Source organism: Bartonella sp. B1098 (genome assembly GCF_944896145.1).
Classification (GTDB): Bacteria; Pseudomonadota; Alphaproteobacteria; order Rhizobiales; family Rhizobiaceae; genus Bartonella.
Map to the genome: position 1 here is coordinate 882,777 of NZ_CALYLP010000002.1, position 25,171 is coordinate 907,947.

Genomic DNA, 25,171 nt, shown 5'->3' on the forward strand with positions numbered 1-25,171 from the left:
TAGGTATTTAAAGAAGATTTAAAGTAAAAAATGAATAGAAGCTAACGTTCCACTTGTAAAAACAGAATTACCAAGGGAGAGTATTATTTCAATTAAGAATTGGCAAAAAATTTATGATTTATTGAAAATAAACTTCTTGGATTTAGATAAAAACCTTTCCTTTTATTGTGTTGAATGCCATGGATTTTTAATCATGCAATGAGAACAAAAACCTTCTTCTCTTTTTAAGAAAGTGATGAAACATTCTTAAATTTTACCAATCCTAAAGAGAGGATACCATCAAGTTCTGAAAAAAAATTCCACGAAGGATAAGGAATCTAGGTTGATGCCACCTTATTCATATTTATCTCTACGCTAACAATTTTTTCTCTTAACATCTTAAAAGGACGAAGATTCCTACTCAATCTAATTTATAGACAATACAGATTCTTATTGAATTCATTCCACCCGATAATGACTTATGTGATTCACGTATACAAGGCTCAACGAATAAGACCACCCCTAACTATACATCCACATACTTTCAAAATACTTGGTCAAAGGCTACACGCCTTACTATTACTACCCCTAAAATGACTGTCTTCTATAGCGCAACAAGGTAAGCTATCAATTACAAAAAATGTGCTGCAAATTATAGATACACTCAGCGTAAAAGAAAAAGATTTAAAAAATAAGAAAGGATTTATTCTAAGACTTTTGACTGTTGTAGATTGCTTTAACTGCGTTTGAAAATAAAATCGATATTTTATAAATTCTATGCTTGCCTCATGCTTTTATTTATCGCGTTCTCTAATGAGCGCACGTCCTTCATGTAAAACAAAATGACATTCTGTTGCAAATTCACCGACTTGTTTTAAAGAGACGTCTCTCAATATTCTTCCAAACTCATTTTGCGACAACATCCGTGAAATTGTATAACGATAAATCCATTTGAGCACCTCCATCTTTACGCTCATGGGATAACAAGCCAGCATCTTTCAAACATTTTGTCAGCTCGTGGGTATTGCGACAGCCCTTAGTTCTCGAGATGATTCATAGGAGGTATTTTGAGAAATTTCTTAATCGTTTTTACCACGCAGACTTCTCTACTTGTAATATACAAGAAAATGCTTTTGATTGCTTTAATATGGGAGAGATTTGCAATGAGAGTAGCTTACGGCATTCAAAGTTCTAATTCAAGGTGAATAAAGATAAATTAATTTTATAAATCAATATGTCGTATATAATACACTCTTTAGTCAACAGCATGAAATGGGCTTGAAAATGAGGTTTAAGTATTTTTCTAAAATAAATATAAATCAGTAAAATAATATGCTCTCTTTCATGAAGATTTTGTCTCTTTAGAGACTGTCATAAACAAAAAATAAACTATTTTAGATCGTTCTCTTAACATCGCAATAAAACACTTCTCCTTTGAGTATATTTCTAGTCTAAGCTTCCTTCCCAGCCCAAGAAATGAAAGAGAAAAAATAAAGAACTTGTTTTTTAAACTTTAATCTTTAGTAGTCTCTTTCATAAAAGAGACCAATACTCGAATTTTGTTCATTTCCTATAGAACCTTTAGCTTTGAGGTGACGCGAAATATCCAAATTAATTGTCCCTTTCGTCGTTCCATCAGATCCTGCTTCAAAGCCTAAATAAATGTTATTGTGTATGTAGCGTCCAATGCGTAAACCTGTGTTACCCTTTTCATTAACGATAACATCAAGATCATCAAGTCCAATTTTAGTTCGTAAAGTGTTCAACAAAGATGTATTAGCCCCCCCTGCAAGATCAGCGGCAGCGGCTGCAAGTTGCGCAATCTGAAATGGTGATAGTTCATTAAGAGAGCGATTAAAAATCAAACGCGCCAAAATCTCATCCTGTGGCAAATGCGGTTGTGAAGAAAAATTAATATCAAGATTATCAATCGTTCCACTTACAGTTACAGTGACACGAATGTCACCACTGGTATTGTTGGTTACAAAATAAACCGTAGGATTAAGATTACCGCTAAAACTCGCTTGTCCTTGATCAAAATTAAGATGTTGTGAAAGAATATCAAAACGTCCACGAATCATTCTAAATTCACCCACTGGATGCACATCATTTAATGGACCCGCTAAATTAATGCGCCCTCCCAGTTCGGCATCTAACCCTTTTCCCCGTACAAAAAATTGATTGCGTGCTGTAATACGCATATTTGATAACACAACAGATGATGATTCTTCTGTGGCACTAGGACTTTTATTCGTGCTCTTAACATCAGCACGTTCAAGTGTTGTTTGAATTGGCTTTGTTAAATTCTTATTTTTGACATCAAGAAACTTAGCATTTTGAAAATGATCAGGAACCAGAATTTCAGCCTTTTCAACAATGATATTTCCCCCAATAACAAGATCACTGAGAAAATGACCTGTCATTGTCATCTCACCTGACAATGTTGCAAGAATCATAGAACCATCATTATAATTGGCATTATCAAGATGAAAGATCAAATCTGTCTCTAGATCATTAGAAATACGACCTAAAGCAGAAATCCCCCCTCCCTCAGATGAAGAAGCTGAAGCTTTCTCTATAAGAATGTGATCGCCATTTAATTTGCCTTCAAGCGTTATATTATTCAATCCTACATGGGTTTTTGAATCTAAAAAGCTACCATCGGCTATAGAAATATTTCCAATAAATTGTGGCTTTGATAACGCACCATTAAGAACTGTATCAACTCTTGCTGTACCCGTTACATATGCACCACGCTTAGCTAATAAGAGATTAACAAAATCAAGAGGCATTATTCCTTTAACATTCAATTTTGCCTCTGAACCATTAAGAGAAACAGGCCCATGAATGGAAAGATCTAATCCTTTATCTCCAGTTGCTATCATATTTTCAATATGCAATGTCGATTTTTTATAAGAACCACGAGTATTTATATTGATTAACATCGGTCCTTTATGCGTCATAGTGGTTAAACTTTGACTAGAAAGCTCAAAATGAGCCGATGGATCCTTCATTGTCCCACCAATATCAATTTTGCCTATCACCGTCCCATCAAGCGCTTGTCCTGCAATAAAGCTATTTGCCAAACGTGCAGATAAATTTTGCAAATTAATATGGAGATCAAGTTTGTCTTTCTCTAAAGATACCAGCCCTTGAGCTTGTGCTTGTACTCCTTCTCCTGTTAAACTTGCATTCAAAGTAAGGTTTTGATCTAAGGTTTTCCCCGTAGCAGAAAGCGAAAAAGGCATAATTTTTTTATCTTGAAGAGCAATAGTTGTCAGATCCTCACCTCTTACATCGTAGGTTATATCAGGTTTTTTTAAATGACCACGAATCATAACCTTTCCTGTTACACTCCCTGCTGCTCCAAGATCGGATTTCCACAGATTGGCTAAAGTAGCAGGAAGAGAATCCACGGTAAGTTGCAAATTCAGGGTATCTTGAATATTCCCTGCAAGGGTAATTTTACCGCCATTTATTGCAATTCCTAATTCATTGATTGTTATCCCATCTTTATCAAAAACAATGATTGATGGTTTCGGCAATGTTGCATGAAAATGGTGTTGTTTTAAATCTACAGTTTCAATTTGCACTTCTCGTTTTATGCCTTTTGGAAGTTCTACACCCATTACTCGACCAGAAAGCTGAGCATTAAGAGCATCATGCAACATCGCTTGGACAGTAAAAACCGTTTGTTCATCATTTCTATTAGCGTGAGCTTTTAAACGGTTAACCATTATCAAAGGAGTTTGGATATGCTCTGCATTGATAACACCTTCAAACTGAGTTGTGCCAAAAGGATCAAATATGTCGGCATCGATTGCCAGTTTTTTTATTTTATTCTTGGCAAAATTCAAATGGTTAACATGCGCCTTCACATGGGCTTTTTGTCTGCCATGTTGTTCATCAAAAATAAAATCTCCTTTTACTTCTCCACTACCATCCTGTAAAAATAACGCTGAAAGCACTGAAATATCATCGGCATCAATATGCAGCGCTCCTTTCAAAAAACCTTCAAATTGTTGAGAAAGATCACCCGTTATTTTTGCACTTCCCCCTTTAATATCAATATTCTCAAGTTTTCGAATCTTATGAGAATCCTTAAAAGAAGCAGATAAATATAGAGGTTTATGAGCAAAAACTCCTTCACCTTTTACATCCCCCGTTAAAGAAGTAACGGGTGCTGTATTATCTATAAGTGCCTTTATATTAAGTGTTGTGTTTTGAAGTTTCTTCCCTATAACGAACGCTTCAGCAATATAAGCACTTGTATTGAGCTTTATATGGCTATTGCGCCCTCTTGCTGTCCCTTGAATTGTAAGTGCTCCACTTATCTTCGGATCTAATTTGGCGAGATCAGATATCTGAGCAGATAAGTCCATTTTAGCGCTTTCATCCGAAAAATAACCATTAGCTTGTATGTTCGTATATTGATTTTTCAAATTCAAATGACGTAAAATAAAGCCCATCGTATTGCGAGCAATACCACCTGAAAGAGTGATATTTCCGTTGAATAAACGATTAAAAGGTTGCACACCTATTTTCATATTGTCAGCCATTCCTGATAATTTCAGATCAAAAATGCCACTCAATAAACCAATCGTTCCTTTGGCTTTAATATCTGCACTACCAGAGAGGGGTTGTTTACTGAATACTTCTAAAGGAGTTAGTGTTTGGGCTTTTAACCCAAGATCACCTTTAAAAATAAAATTCTCCATTGTCCCTTTTAACCAAGAAGAAAAGCCCTGAGATGTAACACTAAGATCATGAATCAAAATTGGTTTATTCGAAACAATATCCGTATCTAAATGTACATGAACCGCTTGCCTTAAATCTTCTACGATCCCTCCTTTAATCTTTTTAACCCCTTGAAGCGTTCCATTAACCTGAACACCAACATGACGAGAAGCCGCATTATCAAGATTTTCGCTTACTCCTCCCATATCAAAAACCGCATCGCGAATATAAATATTTTTATTGCTAAAATGATGGACAACCAGCCGCCCATTCCAAGATTGTTGTCCTTCACGACCATAGTCAATGTTCAAAGCAACATTATTCGCAGGTTTTAACGCCTCTGATATGGGCAAATGAACAAACTCCTTTTCGTTATCAAGAGCTATTTTGCCATCAATAAAAAGCTGACGCAAAAAACCATCGGCGGTTATTTCACCATTGGCGACAACATTCATTGTGTTGCTCTGAAGAACCATCTGATCAAGGTGTGTCATCCCTTCTCTTGTCCTTCTTGCCTCTGCTTTTAATGTTATATCAGATGCGAAGAGATGACGATATTGAGAAGGTATTAAAGGGCTTAGTGTCCCCTCTAGTTTCATAGAAAAACTGTGTCCTTCTGAAAAACTTGCAAGCATAACATTCCCATCTAAAATAGAATGATGATCGGCTTCTAAAGAAAGCTTGATAACCAAATCATCAAAAGTACCATCACCTTTAATGGCAAGATTTAATGCTGGACGTTGTTCAATGTTAAAAACATTCGCCAAAATACCATTTTGCGGTTCATCAGCAGAGATATCAATTTGAGCAGTACGATTGTTCTCTGATATCTTGGTAAGGACAGAAAAAGACCCCGGTGCATCTAAACGATGCGCCGCTATATCAACATCAAAATCACCACTCGCCACAGTGACAGTGCCTTCCAAGGACATATCAGCAGAAAAACCAAAAAGATTCTGTTCAAATGTCACATGTTGAGCTGCCAGTGTATTGATCGAAAGAGCAAGCGGCAGTTTTGGTAAAGAAAACCTCCCCGTCTCAAGAGAAGAAATAAAAGAAGAATTGCCTTGTGGTTTGCGTAAAAGCGTAATCTGTTCTGCCGAAAGCTGATTAATATCCATCCGCCCTCTTAGCAACTCTAGACGATTCCAATCCATTTTGGCATTAGTAATTTTAAGCCAAATCCCCTTTTTATCACTGACAGTAATCGCATCAATTGTTGTTTGAGAAGACAGCGCTCCTTGCATATTGTGCAAGCGAACTTGACGATTAGGTGCTGAAAGCTTGCTTTCAATTAAAGAAACAAACCATGAACGATCATCTGCTGTCTCTTCGCTAGAGGGAAGATGGCCTTCTTTTTGCGCAAGAACAAAACCACCGACCAAAAAAAACACAAATCCAAAAAAGAAAGCTGATAAACGTACGCTTTTTTTCATTAAAATGCTTGTCCTATACCTACATAAAAACCAATGCGAGGATCACCCTGCTCCCTTTTTAAAGGAAAGGCTAAATCAACGCGTAAAGGACCAAGACCTGTCATATAACGACCTCCTATACCGGCTCCCCATTTAATTTTTTGAGAAAAATCAAAATTCGCCTTTTCCCCTACGAGGCCTCCATCAAGAAAACTGACAAATCCTATTTTATCATTTAAAGAAACACGCAATTCTGCCGATCCCTCAATAAGCGCCCGTCCGCCAACAATCGCATCATTTTCTGTTTTGATACCAATATTACGATAAGCATAACCACGAACAGAGCCCCCACCACCAGAAAAAAAGAGCGTATCCGCAGGGACTTGTGCTGTATTATTCCCAAGAATTGTACCAAACTTTGCCCGCGCAGCAAAAACAAAACGATCCCCTTCATCCAACGCCCAATAAGAACGACCTTCTGCTGTTACTTTTGCAACAAAATTGCTAAAACGCATCTCATAAAAGGGTTCAATGAGAACTTCACCATATAAACCTTTTGTTGCATTGAACTTATTATTACGACTATCATAAATCAAACCGCTAGGAAAACCAATTGTTGTAAAATTACGGCTTCCAAAATAGATATCACGTGAGTAACCATTTGAAACTTCTATAGCAGCCTGTCCTGATAGATTACTACTGAAAATATGCGTAATACCTAATTTCCCTTTGATAGCTTTCGTTGTATAATTTTCCAGAACACCTTGCTGTATTTTTAATTCTGACCTGAGATCTGTATCAGGTGTGAGTACACCAGGTTTTATAAATGTACTACCGAAAAGATAATCAAAATTTTTAAAATTATATGATTGTTTTTTGTTGCTGCCAACACCACTTATTTTTGTTTCAATTTTAAGGACTTCTGCATGACCAAAAAGATTGTTATGCATCCAATAAGCTTCAAAACCAGCACCATCTAATGTTGAATAACTACCCCCTACACCAAAACGACGCGGCTTACGTTCTTGTACAATAAGCATAAGCGGTAAACTGCCATCTGGGTTAATGGTATCAGCCTCACGGATATTGATCGCACGAAAAACACCAAGACGTGCAAGACGTTCATTTGCCTTAGCTAACGCATCGGAACCGTATTTCTGGCCGGGTTTCAATCCGGTCATCCATGCGATATAAGCTGAATCGACACGTGGTTCCTTACTTATATTACGGACACTTAAAGGACCATAATGAGCCTTTTGTCCAGAATCAACAACAATCCTTCCTTCAATACGCAACGCAGCATGATCAGCCACGATCTCATTTTTTATAATTTTAGCTTTCGCATAACCTTGTTGACGCCATCCTTCTACTGCCCATTTTTCTGCTTTCAAAATGGTTTCAGATTTGGCAATAGCTCCAACTTTATAGCCCAATTCTTCAATTGTAGGCATTTTATGCGCTTTACGCTTTTCAGGAGGCGCTACTTTATCAATATCTGCAATACTAAAAACATATTGTGGACCAGCATTAATCGTAATAACAATATTGGACTGTACTGGAAGTTGCGTTACTGGACTTAAATCAGCAGCTTCTAAGCCATTAATTTTAATACTAATAACACCACCATAGCGCCCATCAGCATAAAGAGCAGAAAGAATAGCACGATAATCTGAACGCGCTTTGGCTAACAAACCAGAAGAACTCGCAGATGCTTTCTCTTTATCTGCAAAAAGAGAAGAGACAGATTTAACTATTTTTATGCCTTCCGATGGCGCCCCTGGTGGCGTAACAATATCAACTTTGTAAAATCTCTCTGTACTTTTAACAGAATGTGAAGAAGAATTTGTTTTCTTTTGACCAAAAAGAGGGATGCCGAAAAAATCAAATGCAGCAAGTGGCTGTGGAAAAGCAAAAGCGAAACACAAGCCTATAAATACACAGCGTACAGTTCCTGATTTTAACAAAATTCTTGCTTGGTATACCATAAATCAGATACCTTTAATACACTTTGCATCTACTACACTTTAAATAATATAAAATAAAAAAGGTAAATATGACTACTTCGCATGCTTTATACGTTTTATCACATCAAATAACACTCTGCGATACATAACGTCACCCTCCCCTCATATCTTAACAACATTCTGCTCTGTTGTATCACATAAACAGCCTTATTCCTTTTTCTTAACATATTCATTTAGCTTATTATAAGTGTTTTATTGCGCTCCATATTATCATGGTTAAATTTGTACAAATAACTTACCATGAGAACGCTATAAAAACCTATGTATGCATATAGACCTCTCCATTTAAAAAACCATAGAGATGCTTCTTGATTTTTGTGCGTAGATATGATTGTCTCTCCCAAGTCTGAAGGGGGAAGATAAATGATCGCACGTATTACAACTGTTGCTTTTCGCGGTCTAGAAGCAGTCCCTGTCGATGTACAGGTTATGGTTTCATCCGGTAAAATAGGAATGGCTATTGTTGGATTAGCCGATAAAGCCGTTGCAGAAAGCCGTGAACGTGTACAAGCAGCCCTCCATGCTTGTGGGCTTTCTATGCCAACCAAACGAATTACGATTAATCTTGCACCAGCTGATTTGCCTAAAGAGGGATCACATTATGATTTGCCAATTGCTGTAGGCTTAATGCTTGCTATGGGAATCCTCCCTCCCGAAGTAGCGCAAGACTATGTCATTTTAGGTGAATTGTCACTGGATGGTTCGCTGACCGCTGTCAATGGTGTTTTACCAGCGGCCATGACAGCTGTATCACTCGATAAAGGACTGATTTGTCCCTTTCAATGTGGACCTGAAGCAGCATGGGCAAATGCAGAAATAAATATTCTTGCCCCAGAAACTCTTCTCACGATAGTCAATCATTTTAAAGGGATCCAAATTCAAAAACGTCCACAACCGCGCCAATATACGATCGAAACTGAACTTCCAGATCTTTGTGAAATCAAAGGACAAAAAACAGCCAAACGTGCCTTAGAAGTTTGTGCTGCTGGGCACCATAACCTTTTATTTGTCGGTCCTCCTGGTGCTGGAAAATCTATGTTGGCGCAACGCTTACCTTCTATTCTACCCCCTCTTGATAGTCGCGAGCTTTTAGATGTCTGTCTGATTGCATCTATTACAGGAGAAACAATTCACAATACCATTTCACTTCATTGCCCCTTTCGTGCTCCACATCATTCTGCTTCTATGGCAGCAATGATTGGTGGAGGACTTAAAGGACGACCAGGAGAAATTTCACTTGCTCATAATGGCGTGTTATTTCTTGATGAGTTGCCTGAATTTTCTCCGCAAGTTCTCGATTCCCTTCGTCAACCTTTAGAAAGTGGAGAAGCGGTTATTGCTAGAGCTAATCACCATATCAGCTATCCTGCTCGCTTCCAACTCATTGCCGCAATGAATCCTTGCCGATGTGGTATGGCAGGTGAAAAAGGCCATGTTTGTGCTAAAGGTATACGCTGTCAAATCGATTATCAATCCCGTATTTCTGGTCCGCTGCTCGATCGAATTGATTTACGAATTGATGTTCCTGCTTTGACAGCGATGGACCTTATGCAACCAGAGAAATCAGAAAAAAGCTGTGATGTTGCAAAACGTGTCGCACGGTGCCGTACCATTCAAGCCAAACGTTTTGCAAAACTAGGGTTGGATCATATCCGAACCAATGGCGATTGCCCTGCCAAAATTATAGAACAAATTGCCATTCCTGATAAAAATGCCGCCATATTCTTACAAGATGTGAGTGAAAAAATGCACCTTTCTGCACGTGCTTATCATCGTATTCTCAAAGTTGCACGCACAATTGCTGATCTTGATGGATCCAATAATCTTTCACGCCATCATCTTGCAGAAGCTATCTCCTATCGACTCGGTACGGAAAGATTAACAGCTCTTAACTAAAAAACTGCTCATCAATAAAAACTTATTGGAAAATAACGTAAATAAAGCTCTGCGAGTTTACCATCCTCTTCTAAAGATTTTAGGGTATAATTAAGGATATCAACCAATTTTTCGTTCTTTTTTGCAACAGCAAGCTGCATTCCTTGACCCAATAACTGTGGAGCCATATATGCCCCCCCAACAAAATGGCAGCAATCAACAGATTTTTGATTTTTGAACCATAACGATAAAGCAAATCCATCGTCAAAAATAAGGTCAATTGTACGCTTCTGTAAGGCTTGATAGAGCTCTTCCCTCTCTTTAAATCCTTGCCATTTTGCTTTAGGAAAATAATTATGAAAGAGCTTTTCGTGAATACTGTTAGACAAAACACCACTGGTTAAATGGGCCAATTGATCGCTTATTGGCTCATCAAGATTTAACTGTCGAGAAGCAACAAATCGCGCTGGAAAGCGCAAATATGACTTTGTAAAAATAAGATCTTGTTGGGTTTGACTTGTTTCTTTTAAACCCGCAATAATGATTTCTGCACCACCATTTTTGACATGCTCGACAAGCTCTTTCCAAGGAACCACTTCTACTTCACAAAGTTTCTCTAAGTTTAATTTTGAGCAAAGAGCACGCAATAAATCGATATTATAACCTGCAAGATGCCCCGTTTGATCAAGAAAATTAAAAGGAGGAAAATCAAAAGTTGTTACAAAACGCAAACGAATGATATCCTTGGTATCAGGTTGTACAAAATGTTCATGCGAATCAAAAAAAGAAGGCAACCTTCCAGCTATTTCAGCTTCTGCGTAAGAGAAAAATAGAAATCCCCCTGCTACAAATAAAATACGAATAAAAAGAGTGTATAAATTATGGAGTAAAAAATACCGTAAACGCCATTGAAGATGTTTGATGTGGATAGGTTTTCTTATTTTCAAAATCTCTTCCCCATTTTTCAAAGATAAGATGCAACGCTGCTTCGTTATTATCTAACGCTCTTCACCAAAATATCTTCCGTTTCATAAATAAAATTCTTGCGCTTTTTTAAACTGTTAAAAATTTTAACAGTTTCCGTATATTTTTTGAAATATATTGAAAATGCTTAAACTTTTGATCTCAAATATTCCCAAACAAATCTATAAAAAGAAATTAACCTTATAGAATTCTCAAGGTATTTGACGTTATACTCTTCAAACTCAGCTTCTCTCGATAAATTACGCTTTTAAATTCTTTTGTCTTCCCATTCATGCGATTTACTTAACGAAAGGCTAGACAGATAAACCCTGCGCTGAATATTCACCACGCACTGTAAAAATACTTAAATATATCAAAGAAGCGCTTACTTATTTTATATAACCGTCCTAAATGACAGTGTTTTACTGTATAATAGTGTCATATCATTTCATCATTCTCTCCATTATAATCGACAGATATTGAATCTAACGCTGATATACGGTAAATGTTTAATGTGGTTATTCCATAAATAACTGAGCGGAACATTGAGCTTTAAAAAAGCGGATAAAATATTGTAAATTGAACACAGAAATGGACTAACTTATGAGTGATGAAATAACCTCACCGACACCAGGCGATGACTATGGCGCCGCCTCTATCAAAGTTCTCAAAGGTCTTGATGCTGTACGCAAACGTCCGGGTATGTATATCGGTGATACTGATGATGGATCAGGGTTACATCATATGGTCTATGAAGTTGTAGACAATGCTATCGACGAAGCTTTAGCCGGTCATGCAACTCTTGTAAACGTCACACTCCATGCGGATGGTTCTTGTTCGGTTCGTGATAATGGACGTGGAATTCCAACAGATATCCATCCAACAGAAGGTATTTCTGCTGCTGAAGTTATCATGACACAGCTTCATGCCGGTGGAAAATTTGATCAAAACTCTTACAAAGTTTCAGGTGGATTACACGGTGTTGGTGTCTCTGTGGTGAATGCACTTTCTGTTTGGCTTAAATTGCAAATCAGACGGAATGGTAAAATTCATGAAATGTCATTTACCCATGGAATGGCTGATGCTCCCTTAAAAGTTGTTGGCAATTGTGAACGAGAAAGTGGAACAGAAATTAGATTTTTACCAAGCTCTGAAACTTTTACCATGATTGAGTTTGATTTTGAAACTTTAGAGCGTCGTTTACGGGAATTGGCCTTTCTTAATTCTGGAGTTCATATTCTTCTTGTTGACGAGCGTCATGCTGACATTCAATCCGTTGAATTGCATTATGAAGGCGGATTAACAGAGTTTGTCAAATATATTGATCAATCAAAAAAAGCACTCCTGGACGCTCCTATTTACATTACCAGTGAAAAAGATGGTATGGGCGTTGATGTTGCCCTATGGTGGAATGATTCCTATCATGAAAAGGTCTTGTGTTTTACCAATAATATTCCTCAACGGGATGGTGGAACGCATTTAATCGGTTTTAGAAGTGCTCTTACACGCCAAATTAATGGTTATGCTGAATCTTCAGGGATTGCCAAAAAAGAAAAAGTGAATTTAACCGGTGATGATTGCCGTGAAGGATTAACAGCTATTCTTTCTGTCAAAGTTCCTGATCCTAAATTTTCTTCACAAACAAAGGACAAATTGGTTTCTTCTGAAGTACGCCCCGTTGTTGAAAATTTGGTCAATGAAGGTCTTTCAATATGGCTGGAAGAACACCCTAATGAAGCAAAACTTCTTATTAGTAAAGTAGTGGAAGCTGCAACAGCACGTGAAGCTGCACGCAAAGCACGTGAACTCACAAGGCGAAAAGGAGCGCTTGATATCACTTCTCTGCCAGGAAAACTTGCTGATTGCCAAGAGCGTGATCCTGCAAAATCAGAAATCTTTATCGTCGAGGGAGATTCAGCAGGTGGTTCAGCAAAAAGTGGACGTTCACGTCAAAATCAGGCAATTTTACCTCTTCGCGGTAAAATCCTCAATGTTGAACGAGCCCGCTTCGACCGTATGCTCTCATCTGATATGATCGGAACCCTTATTACAGCTCTTGGAACATCTATTGGTAAAGATGAATTTTCACCCGATAAATTGCGATATCATAAGATTATTATCATGACAGATGCGGATGTTGATGGAGCCCATATCCGCACTCTGCTGCTCACTTTCTTTTTTAGACAAATGCCCGAGTTGATTGAACGGGGACATCTTTATATTGCGCAACCTCCTCTTTATAAAGTATCGCGTGGAAAATCTTCTCAATATATTAAAAATGAAGCAGCCTTTGAAGAATTCTTGATCGATACGGGACTAGAAGAAACAACTCTCGAGCTTTCAACGGGAGAAGTTCGGGCAGGGGCTGATTTATATCAACTCGCTAAAGATGCCCGTATATTCCGTCAACTTTTAAATGGTCTTCATACCCGTTATGACCGCAATGTTGTCGAGCAAGCGGCCATTGTTGGGGCTTTTAACCCTGAAGCCTTTGCAACACAAGAAAAAGCACAAAAAATAGCAGATGCTGTCGCGCAGCGTCTTAATCTGATTGCTGATGATATGGAGCAGGGATGGCGTGGGCAATATACAGAAAATGGAAGTTTATGTTTTGAGCGTGTTTTGCGTGGTGTTAAAGATGTTATCACGCTTGATGCAGGACTTATAAACTCAACAGATGCACGTCAAATTGATCGCATTTCCCAAAACTTTAGCGACCTATATCATCCGCCTCTTCTTTTACGTCGCAAAGATAAAACAGAGCATATTTTTGGACCTATGAGCCTCTTAGAGAGCATTTTTACAAACGGTAAAAAGGGTATTATTCTTCAACGCTATAAAGGTCTTGGGGAAATGAATGCTGAACAGCTTTGGGAAACAACCCTTGATCCCAATGCGCGTTCTCTTTTACAAGTAAAAATTAATGATGCAACCGATGCAGATTCACTCTTTTCTCGTCTCATGGGTGATGAAGTTGAACCTAGACGTATTTTTATTCAAGACAATGCCTTAAGCGTTGCTAATCTTGACATCTAAAGGTACTCTTCTGTTTTTGGCTGTATAAACGTCGCAGTTTTATACGTTGTTTTTTCGTATTTGAACATTACCTCTTTCTTTCATTTACGATAAAAGAAAAATAAGGAAGGTCATAGATATGGCAACTGAAACAGAACGTGTAGGCACCAAAGGAGGTATGGAGCACTCCTTTGGGTTTACAAGAGTTGATGAAACACAAAAACAATCCATGGTGAATGGTGTGTTTCATTCTGTTGCTGAAAATTATGACAAGATGAATGATATCTTATCCTTAGGACTACACCGTGTGTGGAAAAATTCTATGGTTGCATGGCTTTCTCCACCGGCACTTTCTCATTGGAAAGTTCTTGATGTCGCTGGTGGTACAGGTGATATTGCTTTTCGTATCCTTAATGCTTCACGCCAAAAAGTCCATGCTACGGTTCTTGATATTAATGGCTCTATGCTCAACGTTGGCAAACAACGCGCACAAAAAAATGGTCTTGCTCCTCTGATTGATTTTGTTGAAGCCAATGCAGAACATCTCCCTTTTGAAGATCAAAGCTTTGACGCTTACACAATTGCTTTTGGAATTCGCAATGTTCCTCATATTGATCAAGCTCTTAGAGAAGCTTTTCGTGTTTTAAAGCCCGGTGGACGTTTCTTATGTCTAGAATTTTCAAATGTCGAGATGCCTTGGCTCGATAAAATTTATGATCTTTGGTCTTTCCATGCTATCCCTAAACTGGGTCAATTTATTGCAAATGATGGCGATGCTTATCGTTATTTGGTTGAATCTATTCGCAAATTTCCTAAACAAGATGATTTTGCCCATATGATCAAGCAAGCGGGATTTTCACGCGTATCGTACCGCAATCTCACCGGTGCGATTGCAGCACTGCATTCAGGTTGGAAACTTTAAAAATGGTGCAAATTTTTCCTTATTTTCAATTGATGCGTGCAGGATGGATTTTAGCGCGTGAAGGTGTTTTAAGTGCTCTTCCTCATGATGATCTTCAAGGATTTCCAGCGTTATGTCATCGTATAGCGCGTGCATTAGCACGACGCAAAACAAAAAAGAAACAGCGATCTGAAAATATTTCGTATGCCATCAATAAGCTTGGACCCTCTTACATAAAACTTGGTCAATTTCTTGCCACACGACCTGATATTGTCGGACGGAATGTTGCAGACGATTTATCACAACTCCAAGATCGTGTTGAAACATTTTCTTGTACCGCAGCTATTGCTCAAATTGAAAGTTCGCTTGGTCGCTCTATTGATGATTTATTCGTCAATTTTTATCCCCCCATTGCCGCTGCTTCTATCGCTCAGGTTCATCCTGCCGAATATCGTGATGAAACCGGTCATAAGAAAAAATGTGCCGTAAAAGTTATTCGTCCCAATATCCGCGCGCGTTTTTCTAAAGATCTTAGAGGTTTTTATCTCATTGCGCATTTACAAGAACGTTATATCCCTGCCTCCCGAAGGTTGCGCCCTGTTCGTGTGGTGGATACTTTAGCACAAACAACACGCCTTGAAATGGATCTACGCTTAGAAGCAGCAGCTATATCTGAAATGGCTGAAAATATTCAACAGGATACCGGTTTTCGAGTGCCAAAAATTGATTGGGAACGGACAGGGCGTAATGTTCTCACCATGGAATGGATTGATGGTATAAGAATATCCGAAATTTCCAAGCTTAAAGAAGCGGGTTTTGATCTACAGGCGCTTGCCGTTACGCTTATTCAATCTTTTCTACGCCACACATTGCGTGATGGTTTTTTTCATGCCGATATGCATCCTGGTAATTTATTTGTAGACTCAGATGGGTGTATTGTTGCTGTTGATCTAGGGATTACAGGAAGGCTTGGCAAAAAAGAAAAACATTTCCTTGCTGAAATTCTTTATGGCTTTATTACCCGCGATTACCATCGGGTAGCTCGTGCTCACTTTGAAGCAGGCTATGTCCCTTCACACCATAATATTGAAAGCTTTGCGCAAGCTAATCGCGCGATTGGTGAACCAATTCACGGACAATCAGCACAAAGCATTTCCATGGCTAAGTTGCTCACATTGTTGTTTGAAGTCACTGAATTGTTTGACATGCAAACGCGACCTGAACTTCTCTTACTGCAAAAAACAATGGTTGTCGTGGAGGGTGTTGCCCGCACATTAGACCCCAGTTTTAACATGTGGAAAGCTTCTGAACCCGTTGTCAGAGAATGGATTAGTAAAAATTTAGGCCCCATAGGTGTTGCAAAAGACTTTAGCGAAGGAGCGCAAGCTCTCCTTTCTCTGGCACGCAAAACGCCACAATTGGTACAAAATTTCCAGCGTATAGAAGAAGATTTCAATCAAATAAGGAAAACAGGTTTTAATCTTTCTCCTGCGACCCTCAAACAACTTGCTGCTGAACAAAGTCGTAGAAACCGTTATGGTCGTTATAGCCTGTTTATTATTGCACTTTGTTGTGTTTTTTTCACTTTTTACTTTTTTCATCTTTTCTAATCTCCTTAATATGCTAAAAATATCAACAATGAAATCATTGCAATCATTTTGTTTCTTGGAGATATTTTATGGCCAGTATTACTATTCGTAACCTCTCTCCTGAAATTAAAGAAGCTTTGCGCATACGCGCCGCGCAAAATGGCATTTCTATGGAAAAAGAAGCGCGCCGTCTTCTAAGTAATCCTACCGCTCTCACCCCGCACCTCTCTCATGCAAGTGCCGTTGAGGTGCAATCATTGCAATCAAAATCACTCCTTCTTATTATTGGTGGAAGTATTGCGGCCTATAAAGCGCTTGATCTCATTCGTCGTTTAAAAGAACGTGGAGCATACTTAAATGTCATAATGACAAAAGCAGCGCAAAAATTTATTACGCCTTTAGCCGCTGAATCTTTAAGCGGTCGTACTGTATATACTGATTTATTTTCACGCGAAGAAGAACATGATATCGGACATATCCGCCTAGCTCGTGATGCTGACCTTATTATTTTAGCCCCTGCTACAGCCAATCGCATTGCAAAAATAGCCCAGGGTATAGGAGATGATCTCGCCGATTGCATCCTTTTAGCAGCACGCTGTCCACTCTTAATTGCCCCCGCTATGAATCCAGCCATGTGGGCGCATCCAGCTACTGTTCGCAATGTTGCACAATTGCGCGCAGATGGCGTTCATATTATCGGACCAGAAATCGGAAATATGGCTGAACGTGACGAGACAGGTCATGGGCGCATGAGTGAACCCTTAACCATTGTCGCTGCCATAGAGGCTCTTTTAGATGTACATGAAAAACCTCTCTCTGGTCGTCATTTCATCGTTACCTCTGGTCCTACCCATGAACCCATTGATCCAGTGCGTTATCTTGCTAATCGATCTTCGGGTAAACAAGGTCATGCCATTGCAACCGCCCTTGCGCATTTGGGGGCAAAAGTAACCCTTATTTGTGGACCCGTTAATCTTGCAGATCCACAAGATGTAAAAACTATTCACGTTGAAACAGCACAACAAATGTTACAAGCTGTTCAAGAATCATTGCCCGCTGATGGTGCCATCTTTGTTGCTGCTGTTTGTGACTGGCGCAGTCAAACGCAATCTTTACATAAAATTAAAAAAAATGCTCATAAAACACCACCATCCCTCCATATGGTTGAAAATCCCGATATTTTAGCAACAATTGGACATGCTCCAAACCGCCCCTCCTTGGTTATTGGTTTTGCTGCTGAAACTTGTGATATCATTGCCAATGCACAAAAAAAATGTGTTGAAAAAGGCGCTGATTTCATTCTTGCTAATGATATTTCTCTTCAACCGGATGGCACAAGTGTCATGGGCGCTGATACAAACCAAGTTTATCTTGTAAGTAAAGAAAAAGTTGAACAATGGCACCCTATGCGTAAACAGCACGTAGCACAAAAATTAGCAAACATGATCGTATCATTTTTTGCTCTCCAAATGCCTACACCTCATGAGAAAAAAACACCTGATTTTAATAATATATAAAGGTGAAAATCCTCTTTTTTACAAAACAATATCAATGTATTTCTTTAGTGTTATTGAAAATAGAGCTTTAATTCAAGAAAGGAAAAATTACACAACACCTTCTTTAAATATATTTCTTGTTTTTTTTGCTTCTTTCCTTAGTTTATTAATCTATGATTTTTACTGCTGCCTATCGTGCTTTACAACGTTTGCTGACTTCGCAATATAGCATTATGATCCTAAAAGCATTGGGGATTACTTTTTTTGTGCTCGCCATTTTATGGTTATGTGTACACCAACTTTTTGTGTCTTACTTTTGGCCTTGGATTTCTCAGTTTCTTCCTGGACTTCCAAGTTGGGCAGGATGGTTGGGATTTAGCATGCTTATCATTTTCAATTTTGGTTTGGCTCTTTTGTTGGCTTTTTTGATTGCCCCCATCACCGCTATGATTGGTAGTTTTTTCATTGACTCTGCTGCTGAAATTATTGAAAAGGAAGATTATCCAAATGAGCCTCTTGGACAAGCGATGCCATTTGGACGTTCTCTTATCCTCTCCTTTAAATTTGTTATTTTAAGCCTTCTTGGTAATGGAATTGCTTTTATTTTATTCTTCATACCAGGTGTTAATTTCATTGCTTTTTATGTTATTAATGGTTATTTGCTTGGGCACGAATATTTCTTGTTTGCTGCTTATCGTTTTCGAACAGAACAAGATGCGCGTGCTTTTTTACATACTCATTATACAACGGTTTTTGGTGCTGGATTATTGATTGCGGTTTTTGTTTCAATTCCCATTCTTAATTTAGCTACACCACTTTTTGCAGCTGCCTTTATGACACATTTACACAAAATGCTTTCCCAAAAAACCATGGCACGCATCACTCAAAAATAATGTTCTTTAAATTTCACAAAACTCGTTAGCCAAAGAAAACATATTATAAAATTCTATGCTTGACCTTTTTAAGTCAATATATTGATTTATAATGATAATTTATCGTTTTATGACATGAATAGAAAACCTAAATATCATAAAACTCTCTCATTTTAACCCTGTTGATCTTGAATCCAATTGCAATGGTTTGTTGAGAGGTCATAAACGGGAACTGTGTGTGGATAAAAGCACTTTTAAAAAGGCATAAAATACCTCTCATACTCCCTCTCAATGCAAAAATTATTGTCACATTGGAAACAAGCAAAGAGTATGAAGATATCGGTTTGTACCTTCTATTTCAATAAAAATGGGAAGCATCATGAATTTTTGAAATATGTGAAATGCGTGCGCTTTAAGAAAACCGTTTGAAAAAAATCTTGCCCTACTATTAGCGTTTCGCTAACATAACACTGTCATATCCATTCTTTTTAATGGATGCGTATCGCCTTGTTAAGGTTTTTATATTATGAGGTTTCTTTGCTTTAGGACCGTTGGTGTTCGTGATTAATTGGAGAGTCATTTTTATTAAAAGAAAATAAGCGGTTTGTTAACCAGCGCAAGAGGTGAATTTTAACACCAATGTCAAAGAATAAAACATGTAAGTTTTTAAGATGTCTTAGAGATTTGTGATAGGGAACACTCTTCGTGCATACGATTTTTATGACTTTGGAAATGTTAAAAATAAAAAACAATGAGATTAGAGCTATATGTGTATGAATAAGAATATTAAGTGGATTGGTTATTGTTCAGCCGGAAAAGCAAATGTGACTGCTTAAGTTCTATATTCTTTCAAATCATGCAAAAGATGTGTAATATTTAAAGGAAGGTTATAAAGATGAACTGGATTACAAATTATGTTCGTCCTAAAATTAACTCTATATTGGGACGCCGTGAAATTCCAGAAAATCTATGGATTAAAGATCCTACCAGTGGTGAAATGATCTTCCATAAAGATCTGGAAGCCAATCAATTTGTGGCTCCCAATTCTGGCTATCATATGCGTATCAGTGCCAAAAATCGTCTCATGCATTTTTTTGATGATGGTGTCTATACAGCTCTTGAAAATCCAAAAGTTGTAACAGATCCTTTAAAGTTTCGCGATGAAAAACGTTATATTGACCGGTTAAAAGATTATCGTTCTAAACTTGGTGTTGATGACAATATTTTAAGTGCACGTGGTACGATTGAAGGCTTACCCATCATTGCAACTGTTCAGGATTTCGCTTTTATGGGTGGGTCTCTTGGTATGGCTTCAGGAGAAGCTATTATCAAAGCTTTTGAGACGGCTATTGCTGAAAGGCGTCCGTTAGTTCTTTTTGCTGCTTCTGGTGGTGCACGCATGCAAGAAGGAACGCTCTCATTGATGCAAATGCCCCGTACAACAGTAGCAATTGAAATGCTGAAAGAAGCAAAACTTCCCTATATTGTTGTTCTGACCAACCCTACCACTGGTGGCGTTACTGCTTCTTACGCCATGCTCGGCGATATTCACATTGCTGAACCCGGCGCTATGATTGGGTTTGCTGGTCCACGTGTGATTCAACAAACTATACGCGAAACTCTACCAGAAGGTTTTCAAAGTAGTGAATATTTGCTTGAACATGGTATGGTTGATATGGTTGTATCGCGTTTAGAAATGAAACCAACCATTGCACGTCTTTTACGCTTAATGATAAAACACCCTGCTGTTGTTAACCCTTCCAACCCATCCCCAACAGATTCTAAAACACCGCTTTCTACAATAAAAGCAGCTTAAATTTATGCAAAAAAGTCAAGTACAAAGGATGGTGGATGATTTACTCAAGAATTATCCAAAAAAATTTGATCTTTCTTTGGAGCGTATTGTTCGTCTTTTAGAACGTCTGGGCAATCCACATTTAAAACTTGGCCCTGTTATTCACATTGCTGGAACAAATGGTAAAGGATCTGCCTCAGCAATTTGTCGTGCTCTTTTAGAAAGTGCAGGCTACTGCATTCATATGTACAGCTCACCTCATCTCGTCAACTGGAATGAACGCTGCCGGTTAGGACAAAAAGGAGGTGGTCAATTTGTTCCAGAGACCTTATTAGCTGAAACAATCCGTGAAATCATAAAAATCAATCATCAAGAGCCGATTACTATTTTTGAAATTTTTACAGCCGCTGCCTTTATGCTGTTTCGTATACATCCAGCTGATGTTGTCATTTTAGAAGTTGGGTTGGGAGGACGTTTTGATGCTACCAATGTCATTAACAAACCAGCCGTATCGCTTATTATGCCCATTGATTATGATCATGAGAACTTTCTTGGAAACACAATTGCTCAAATCGCTTTCCAAAAAGGGGGAATTATCAAACCAAATGTTCCTGTGGTTATCGGTAAGCAAGATTATGAAGAAACTTTTGCTACTTTAATATCCCTTGCCGATAAAAATAAAGCACCTTATTCTCTATTTGATCAAGATTATCAAAGCTATAAAGAACATGGACGTATGGTTTTTCAAAACAATCAAGGTCTCATGGATCTTTCCCTTCCTAACCTTATTGGAGACTACCAAGTTGCCAATGCTGGAGCTTCTCTTGAAGCAGTCTATCAAGCAGGTTTTCAACTTTCAGAACAAGTCATAAACAACGCTTTGAAAAATATTTATTGGCCCGCACGTATGCAACATCTCACCCACGGATATTTGGTTGATCAACTGTCTCCTAAGTTTGATTTATGGTTAGATGGTGGTCACAATCCTGCTGCTGGAAAAGTTATTGCCGCTGAACTTACACAATGGAGAAAAAAAACAAATCGTCCCATTATTATGATTGCTGGCATGATCAATACAAAAGATGCTGTCGGTTATTTTCGTCCTTTAGCGAGCCTTGTCGAGAAAGTATATACGATACCGCTTATTAATAATAACGCCAGTATCTGTCCAATAAATTTAGCTGAATCAGCCCAAAAAGCAGGAATTTTTGCATCCGCCCAAGCACACCTACAAGATGCTTTGCATAAAATTAAGGAAGAATATCAAGAGGCTATTGTTCTTATTGGAGGTTCCCTTTATCTTGCTGGCGATATTTTGCGTGACAATAAAACACCACCGTGTTAGAAATTGACTATTTTTAAAGCTTTGAAAGATAGACTTTTTAATCATGCAACTTGATTGTGCACTTTATCAACATCCTAAACTTATTACTGTTTTTGGCGGGTCTGGTTTTGTAGGACGTCATGTCGTCGAAACTTTGACGAAACGAGGATATCGCGTTCGTATCGCTGTTCGTTATCCACAAAAGGCTTATTACATGCTCCAAATGGGAGAAGTAGGACAAACCCAAATGCTTAAAACGGATATCAAGCATCCTGCCTCTGTTGCACGTGCATTACTTGGAGCTGATGCTGCAGTGTTTTTGCCTGGTAGTTTAAAACAAGCCAATCAATCTAATTTTAAAAGTACACAAATTGATGGTACTTACAATGTTGCTGAACTAACAGCAGAAGCTGGTATTCCACTCATCTATATGTCAACACTTGTAGCCAAAGAGAATGCTTCATGTCTTTATGCGCGTGTTAAATTTATGGGTGAGCAAATCATTCATAACAAGCATTCTCAAGCAATTATTATCCGTCCATCTGTTATCTTTGGACCAGAGGATTGTTTCTTTAATACCTTGGCAGATTTATCACGTTTTTTACCCATTATGCCTCTTTTTGGAGGTGGGCAAAGTAAATTGCAACCCGTGTATGTTGGTGACGTTGCTGAGTTTATCGCACGTGCCTTAGATGGACAGGTTTCTTGGGGAAAAAATTATGATCTTGGTGGTCCCCAGATTATTACTTTCCAAAATGCTCTTGAAAATATACTCAAAATTATTCACCGTAAAAAAATGCTTCTGTCCATGCCTCTTTCTGCGGGGTTATTGATTGGAGGAGTTTTGGGAACAATCGGTAAATTGCCCTTTGTACCAACACTTGTAACGGCTAATCAGATACGCTTTTTGCAAATGGATAACATTGTTTCTCAAGAAGCTCTTGAAAATGGCTATACTTTAGAAGGTGTGGGAATTACTCCTAAAGCAATCGCTGCGTCCTTGCCAAGTTATCTCTGGAGATTTCGTCCACATGGTCAATTTTCCCAAAACTTAACCGTCTAAAATAAATTCTCCCAAAACTGAATTAGTTATTTGATTTATAATTCATAGCTTGTTGTTCGCTATTTTAAAAACAGCGTGTTCAATAGATTGGTGTTTTTGCATTTTAAATGCTCTATTCAAGATTACACAAAGTGTTTCTTTACACATTTACAGTCTTTTGATAGAAATTATTAAAACATAAAAAGCGTCTCTTATAAACTGTCTTAATGTAGAAGTAGAGGCACCATAGGAATCTAGAAGAACTGGATCTGGATTACCTATTCATAAACATAAAGATAACAACATATAGCTTTGCATTATATTATTTTGCTCAAAAGCTTAATAATGAAATGAAACAAGGTCATAATGCCTTTCTTAAACAACCGTATGCGTGCGTAGAATAAGAGTATACTCCCTTTGATTATCCCGTAAAAAAGTCGATATAAAAACTGTGAAGCAATACATCTTTTTACTCTTTAAAAGGTATCCCTCTGAAGATTTTGAAAAGCTTTAACCTTCCGTAAAAAGGATAAAATTTTGTTTTTATAATAAGACTTATCCTGAGATCTCTTGTCCTCTTCGTAAATCACTATTCAGATCCATAAATGCATATTTGTTGCACAAATTTATAGAGATTTTAAAAGAGCTTTTTCACGTAAAGAAGTCTTCTTCTTGTCTTGCATTTTTTTTTAATTTCTCCTACCGTCTTTAAAAAATTGATTTTAAAGGAACGAAGAATGACAGCTCAAGATTTTGTTGTCAAAGATATTGCCCTTGCCGCTTATGGTCGTAAAGAACTTGATATTGCTGAAACTGAAATGCCTGGCTTGATGGCTTGTCGCAAGAAATTTTCCTCCAGTCAACCTTTACGCGGTGCGCGGATTTCTGGCTCATTGCATATGACAATTCAAACAGCTGTTTTAATTGAAACATTAAAAGCGATTGGTGCCGATATACGGTGGAGCTCTAGCAATATTTTTTCTACGCAAGATCATGCAGCAGCAGCTATTGCCGCAACGGGTATTCCTGTATTCGCCGTTAAGGGTGAAACATTGGAAGAATATTGGACTTATATAGATGCAATTTTCCAATGGCCTGATGGTAATCCTTCCAATATGATTTTAGATGATGGAGCAGATGCTACAAACTATATTTTAATGGGAAGTCGTGCAGAACAAAATAAAGATATCCTCTCGCATCCCAAAACAGAAGAAGAAGAAATTTTTTTCAAACAAATTCAAAAGCGTATGGATACAACGCCAAGATTTTTTACACGACAACGCGCAGCAATTAAAGGTGTAAGCGAAGAAACCACAACAGGTGTCAATCGTCTTTATCAATTACAAAAAGAAGGGCTTCTGCCTTTCCCTGCTATTAACGTCAATGATAGCGTCACAAAATCAAAGTTTGATAATAAATATGGATGTAAAGAATCATTGGTTGATGGTATTCGCCGTGGAACAGACGTGATGATTGCTGGTAAAACAGCCATTGTCTGTGGTTATGGTGATGTAGGAAAAGGTTCAGCGGCGTCTCTTTCAGGTGCTGGAGCTCGTGTGAAAATAACAGAAATTGATCCTATTTGCGCTCTTCAAGCGGCTATGGATGGCTATGAAGTTGTTAATTTGGATGATGTTGTCTCCGGTGCTGATATTATCATCACAACAACAGGCAATAAAGATGTCGTCCGTTTAGATCATATGCGCCAAGTAAAAGATATGTGTATTCTTGGCAATATTGGTCATTTTGATAATGAAATCCAAGTCGCAGCCCTTAGAAATTTGCCATGGACCAATATTAAACCTCAAGTTGACATGATCACCTTTCCTGATGGAAAACGCATCATTTTGCTTTCTGAAGGGCGTTTGTTAAACCTCGGTAATGCGACGGGGCATCCTTCTTTTGTCATGTCAGCTTCGTTTACCAATCAAGTTTTAGCGCAAATTGAACTTTTTACCCGTGCCGAACACTATAAAAATGAAGTCACTGTTCTGCCTAAACATCTTGACGAAAAAGTTGCACGTCTCCATCTTGATCGATTAGGAATAAAATTAACTGTTTTATCAGAAGAACAAGCAGCTTATATTGGAGTCACACCGCAAGGACCTTATAAACCAAACCATTACCGTTACTAAAATGCTTCC

At 38.1% G+C, this 25,171-nt stretch carries 14 protein-coding genes; 10 read left to right on the plus strand and 4 right to left on the minus strand.

The genetic code is table 11. The annotated features are described in order from the left end of the window. Nucleotides 1-773 precede the first annotated feature (773 nt). From NNJ85_RS03730 to NNJ85_RS03740, 3 genes are all read right to left on the minus strand, one after another. Complete coding sequence (locus NNJ85_RS03730; protein WP_254473634.1) at nt 774-938, minus strand: hypothetical protein; 165 nt, start codon at nt 936-938, stop codon at nt 774-776. A gap of 561 nt (nt 939-1,499) precedes the next feature. Next, nucleotides 1,500-6,152, minus strand: a complete 4,653-nt coding sequence (locus NNJ85_RS03735; RefSeq protein ID WP_254473635.1) for a translocation/assembly module TamB domain-containing protein — start codon at nt 6,150-6,152, stop codon at nt 1,500-1,502. After that, a complete protein-coding gene (locus NNJ85_RS03740; protein ID WP_254473637.1) occupies nt 6,152-8,116 on the minus strand; it encodes an autotransporter assembly complex family protein in 1,965 nt (654 codons plus the stop codon). Before NNJ85_RS03740 ends, NNJ85_RS03735 begins: the two co-directional genes overlap by 1 nt. Before the next feature lie 402 nt (nt 8,117-8,518). On the opposite strand from NNJ85_RS03740, the gene NNJ85_RS03745 reads away from it, so the two are divergent. Further along, on the plus strand, nt 8,519-10,051 hold the full coding sequence (locus NNJ85_RS03745) for a YifB family Mg chelatase-like AAA ATPase (RefSeq protein WP_254473639.1): 1,533 nt from the start codon (nt 8,519-8,521) through the stop codon (nt 10,049-10,051). Between the two features lie 11 nt (nt 10,052-10,062). Here the strand turns inward: NNJ85_RS03745 and NNJ85_RS03750 are convergent, their stop codons facing one another. Next, on the minus strand, nt 10,063-10,977 hold the full coding sequence (locus tag NNJ85_RS03750; protein WP_254473641.1) for a transporter substrate-binding domain-containing protein: 915 nt from the start codon (nt 10,975-10,977) through the stop codon (nt 10,063-10,065). Between the two features lie 619 nt (nt 10,978-11,596). On the opposite strand from NNJ85_RS03750, the gene gyrB reads away from it, so the two are divergent. From gyrB to ahcY, 9 genes are all read left to right on the plus strand, one after another. After that, nucleotides 11,597-14,029 (plus strand): DNA topoisomerase (ATP-hydrolyzing) subunit B, encoded by a 2,433-nt coding sequence (gene gyrB / locus NNJ85_RS03755; RefSeq protein WP_254473643.1) that lies wholly within the window; start codon nt 11,597-11,599, stop codon nt 14,027-14,029. Nucleotides 14,030-14,147: 118 nt separating this feature from the next. Further along, nucleotides 14,148-14,930: a bifunctional demethylmenaquinone methyltransferase/2-methoxy-6-polyprenyl-1,4-benzoquinol methylase UbiE gene (gene ubiE / locus NNJ85_RS03760; RefSeq protein ID WP_254473645.1), complete on the plus strand. Its 783-nt coding sequence runs from the start codon at nt 14,148-14,150 to the stop codon at nt 14,928-14,930. A 2-nt stretch (nt 14,931-14,932) separates the two neighbouring features. Then, on the plus strand, nt 14,933-16,519 hold the full coding sequence (gene ubiB / locus NNJ85_RS03765; RefSeq protein ID WP_254473647.1) for a 2-polyprenylphenol 6-hydroxylase: 1,587 nt from the start codon (nt 14,933-14,935) through the stop codon (nt 16,517-16,519). A 68-nt stretch (nt 16,520-16,587) separates the two neighbouring features. Next, the gene (coaBC, locus tag NNJ85_RS03770) at nt 16,588-18,015 is read left to right on the plus strand and encodes a bifunctional phosphopantothenoylcysteine decarboxylase/phosphopantothenate--cysteine ligase CoaBC (protein ID WP_254473648.1); all 1,428 of its coding nucleotides are present in this window, start codon (nt 16,588-16,590) and stop codon (nt 18,013-18,015) included. 152 nt (nt 18,016-18,167) lie between these two features. Further along, complete coding sequence (locus tag NNJ85_RS03775) at nt 18,168-18,887, plus strand: sulfate transporter family protein (protein WP_254473650.1); 720 nt, start codon at nt 18,168-18,170, stop codon at nt 18,885-18,887. A gap of 874 nt (nt 18,888-19,761) precedes the next feature. Beyond that, the gene (gene accD / locus NNJ85_RS03780; RefSeq protein ID WP_254473652.1) at nt 19,762-20,682 is read left to right on the plus strand and encodes an acetyl-CoA carboxylase, carboxyltransferase subunit beta; all 921 of its coding nucleotides are present in this window, start codon (nt 19,762-19,764) and stop codon (nt 20,680-20,682) included. A gap of 4 nt (nt 20,683-20,686) precedes the next feature. After that, a complete protein-coding gene (locus tag NNJ85_RS03785; RefSeq protein ID WP_254473654.1) occupies nt 20,687-22,006 on the plus strand; it encodes a folylpolyglutamate synthase/dihydrofolate synthase family protein in 1,320 nt (439 codons plus the stop codon). Nucleotides 22,007-22,049: 43 nt separating this feature from the next. Next, the gene (locus tag NNJ85_RS03790) at nt 22,050-23,048 is read left to right on the plus strand and encodes a complex I NDUFA9 subunit family protein (RefSeq protein WP_254473657.1); all 999 of its coding nucleotides are present in this window, start codon (nt 22,050-22,052) and stop codon (nt 23,046-23,048) included. A gap of 716 nt (nt 23,049-23,764) precedes the next feature. Beyond that, complete coding sequence (ahcY, locus tag NNJ85_RS03795) at nt 23,765-25,162, plus strand: adenosylhomocysteinase (protein ID WP_254473659.1); 1,398 nt, start codon at nt 23,765-23,767, stop codon at nt 25,160-25,162. Nucleotides 25,163-25,171 lie beyond the last annotated feature (9 nt).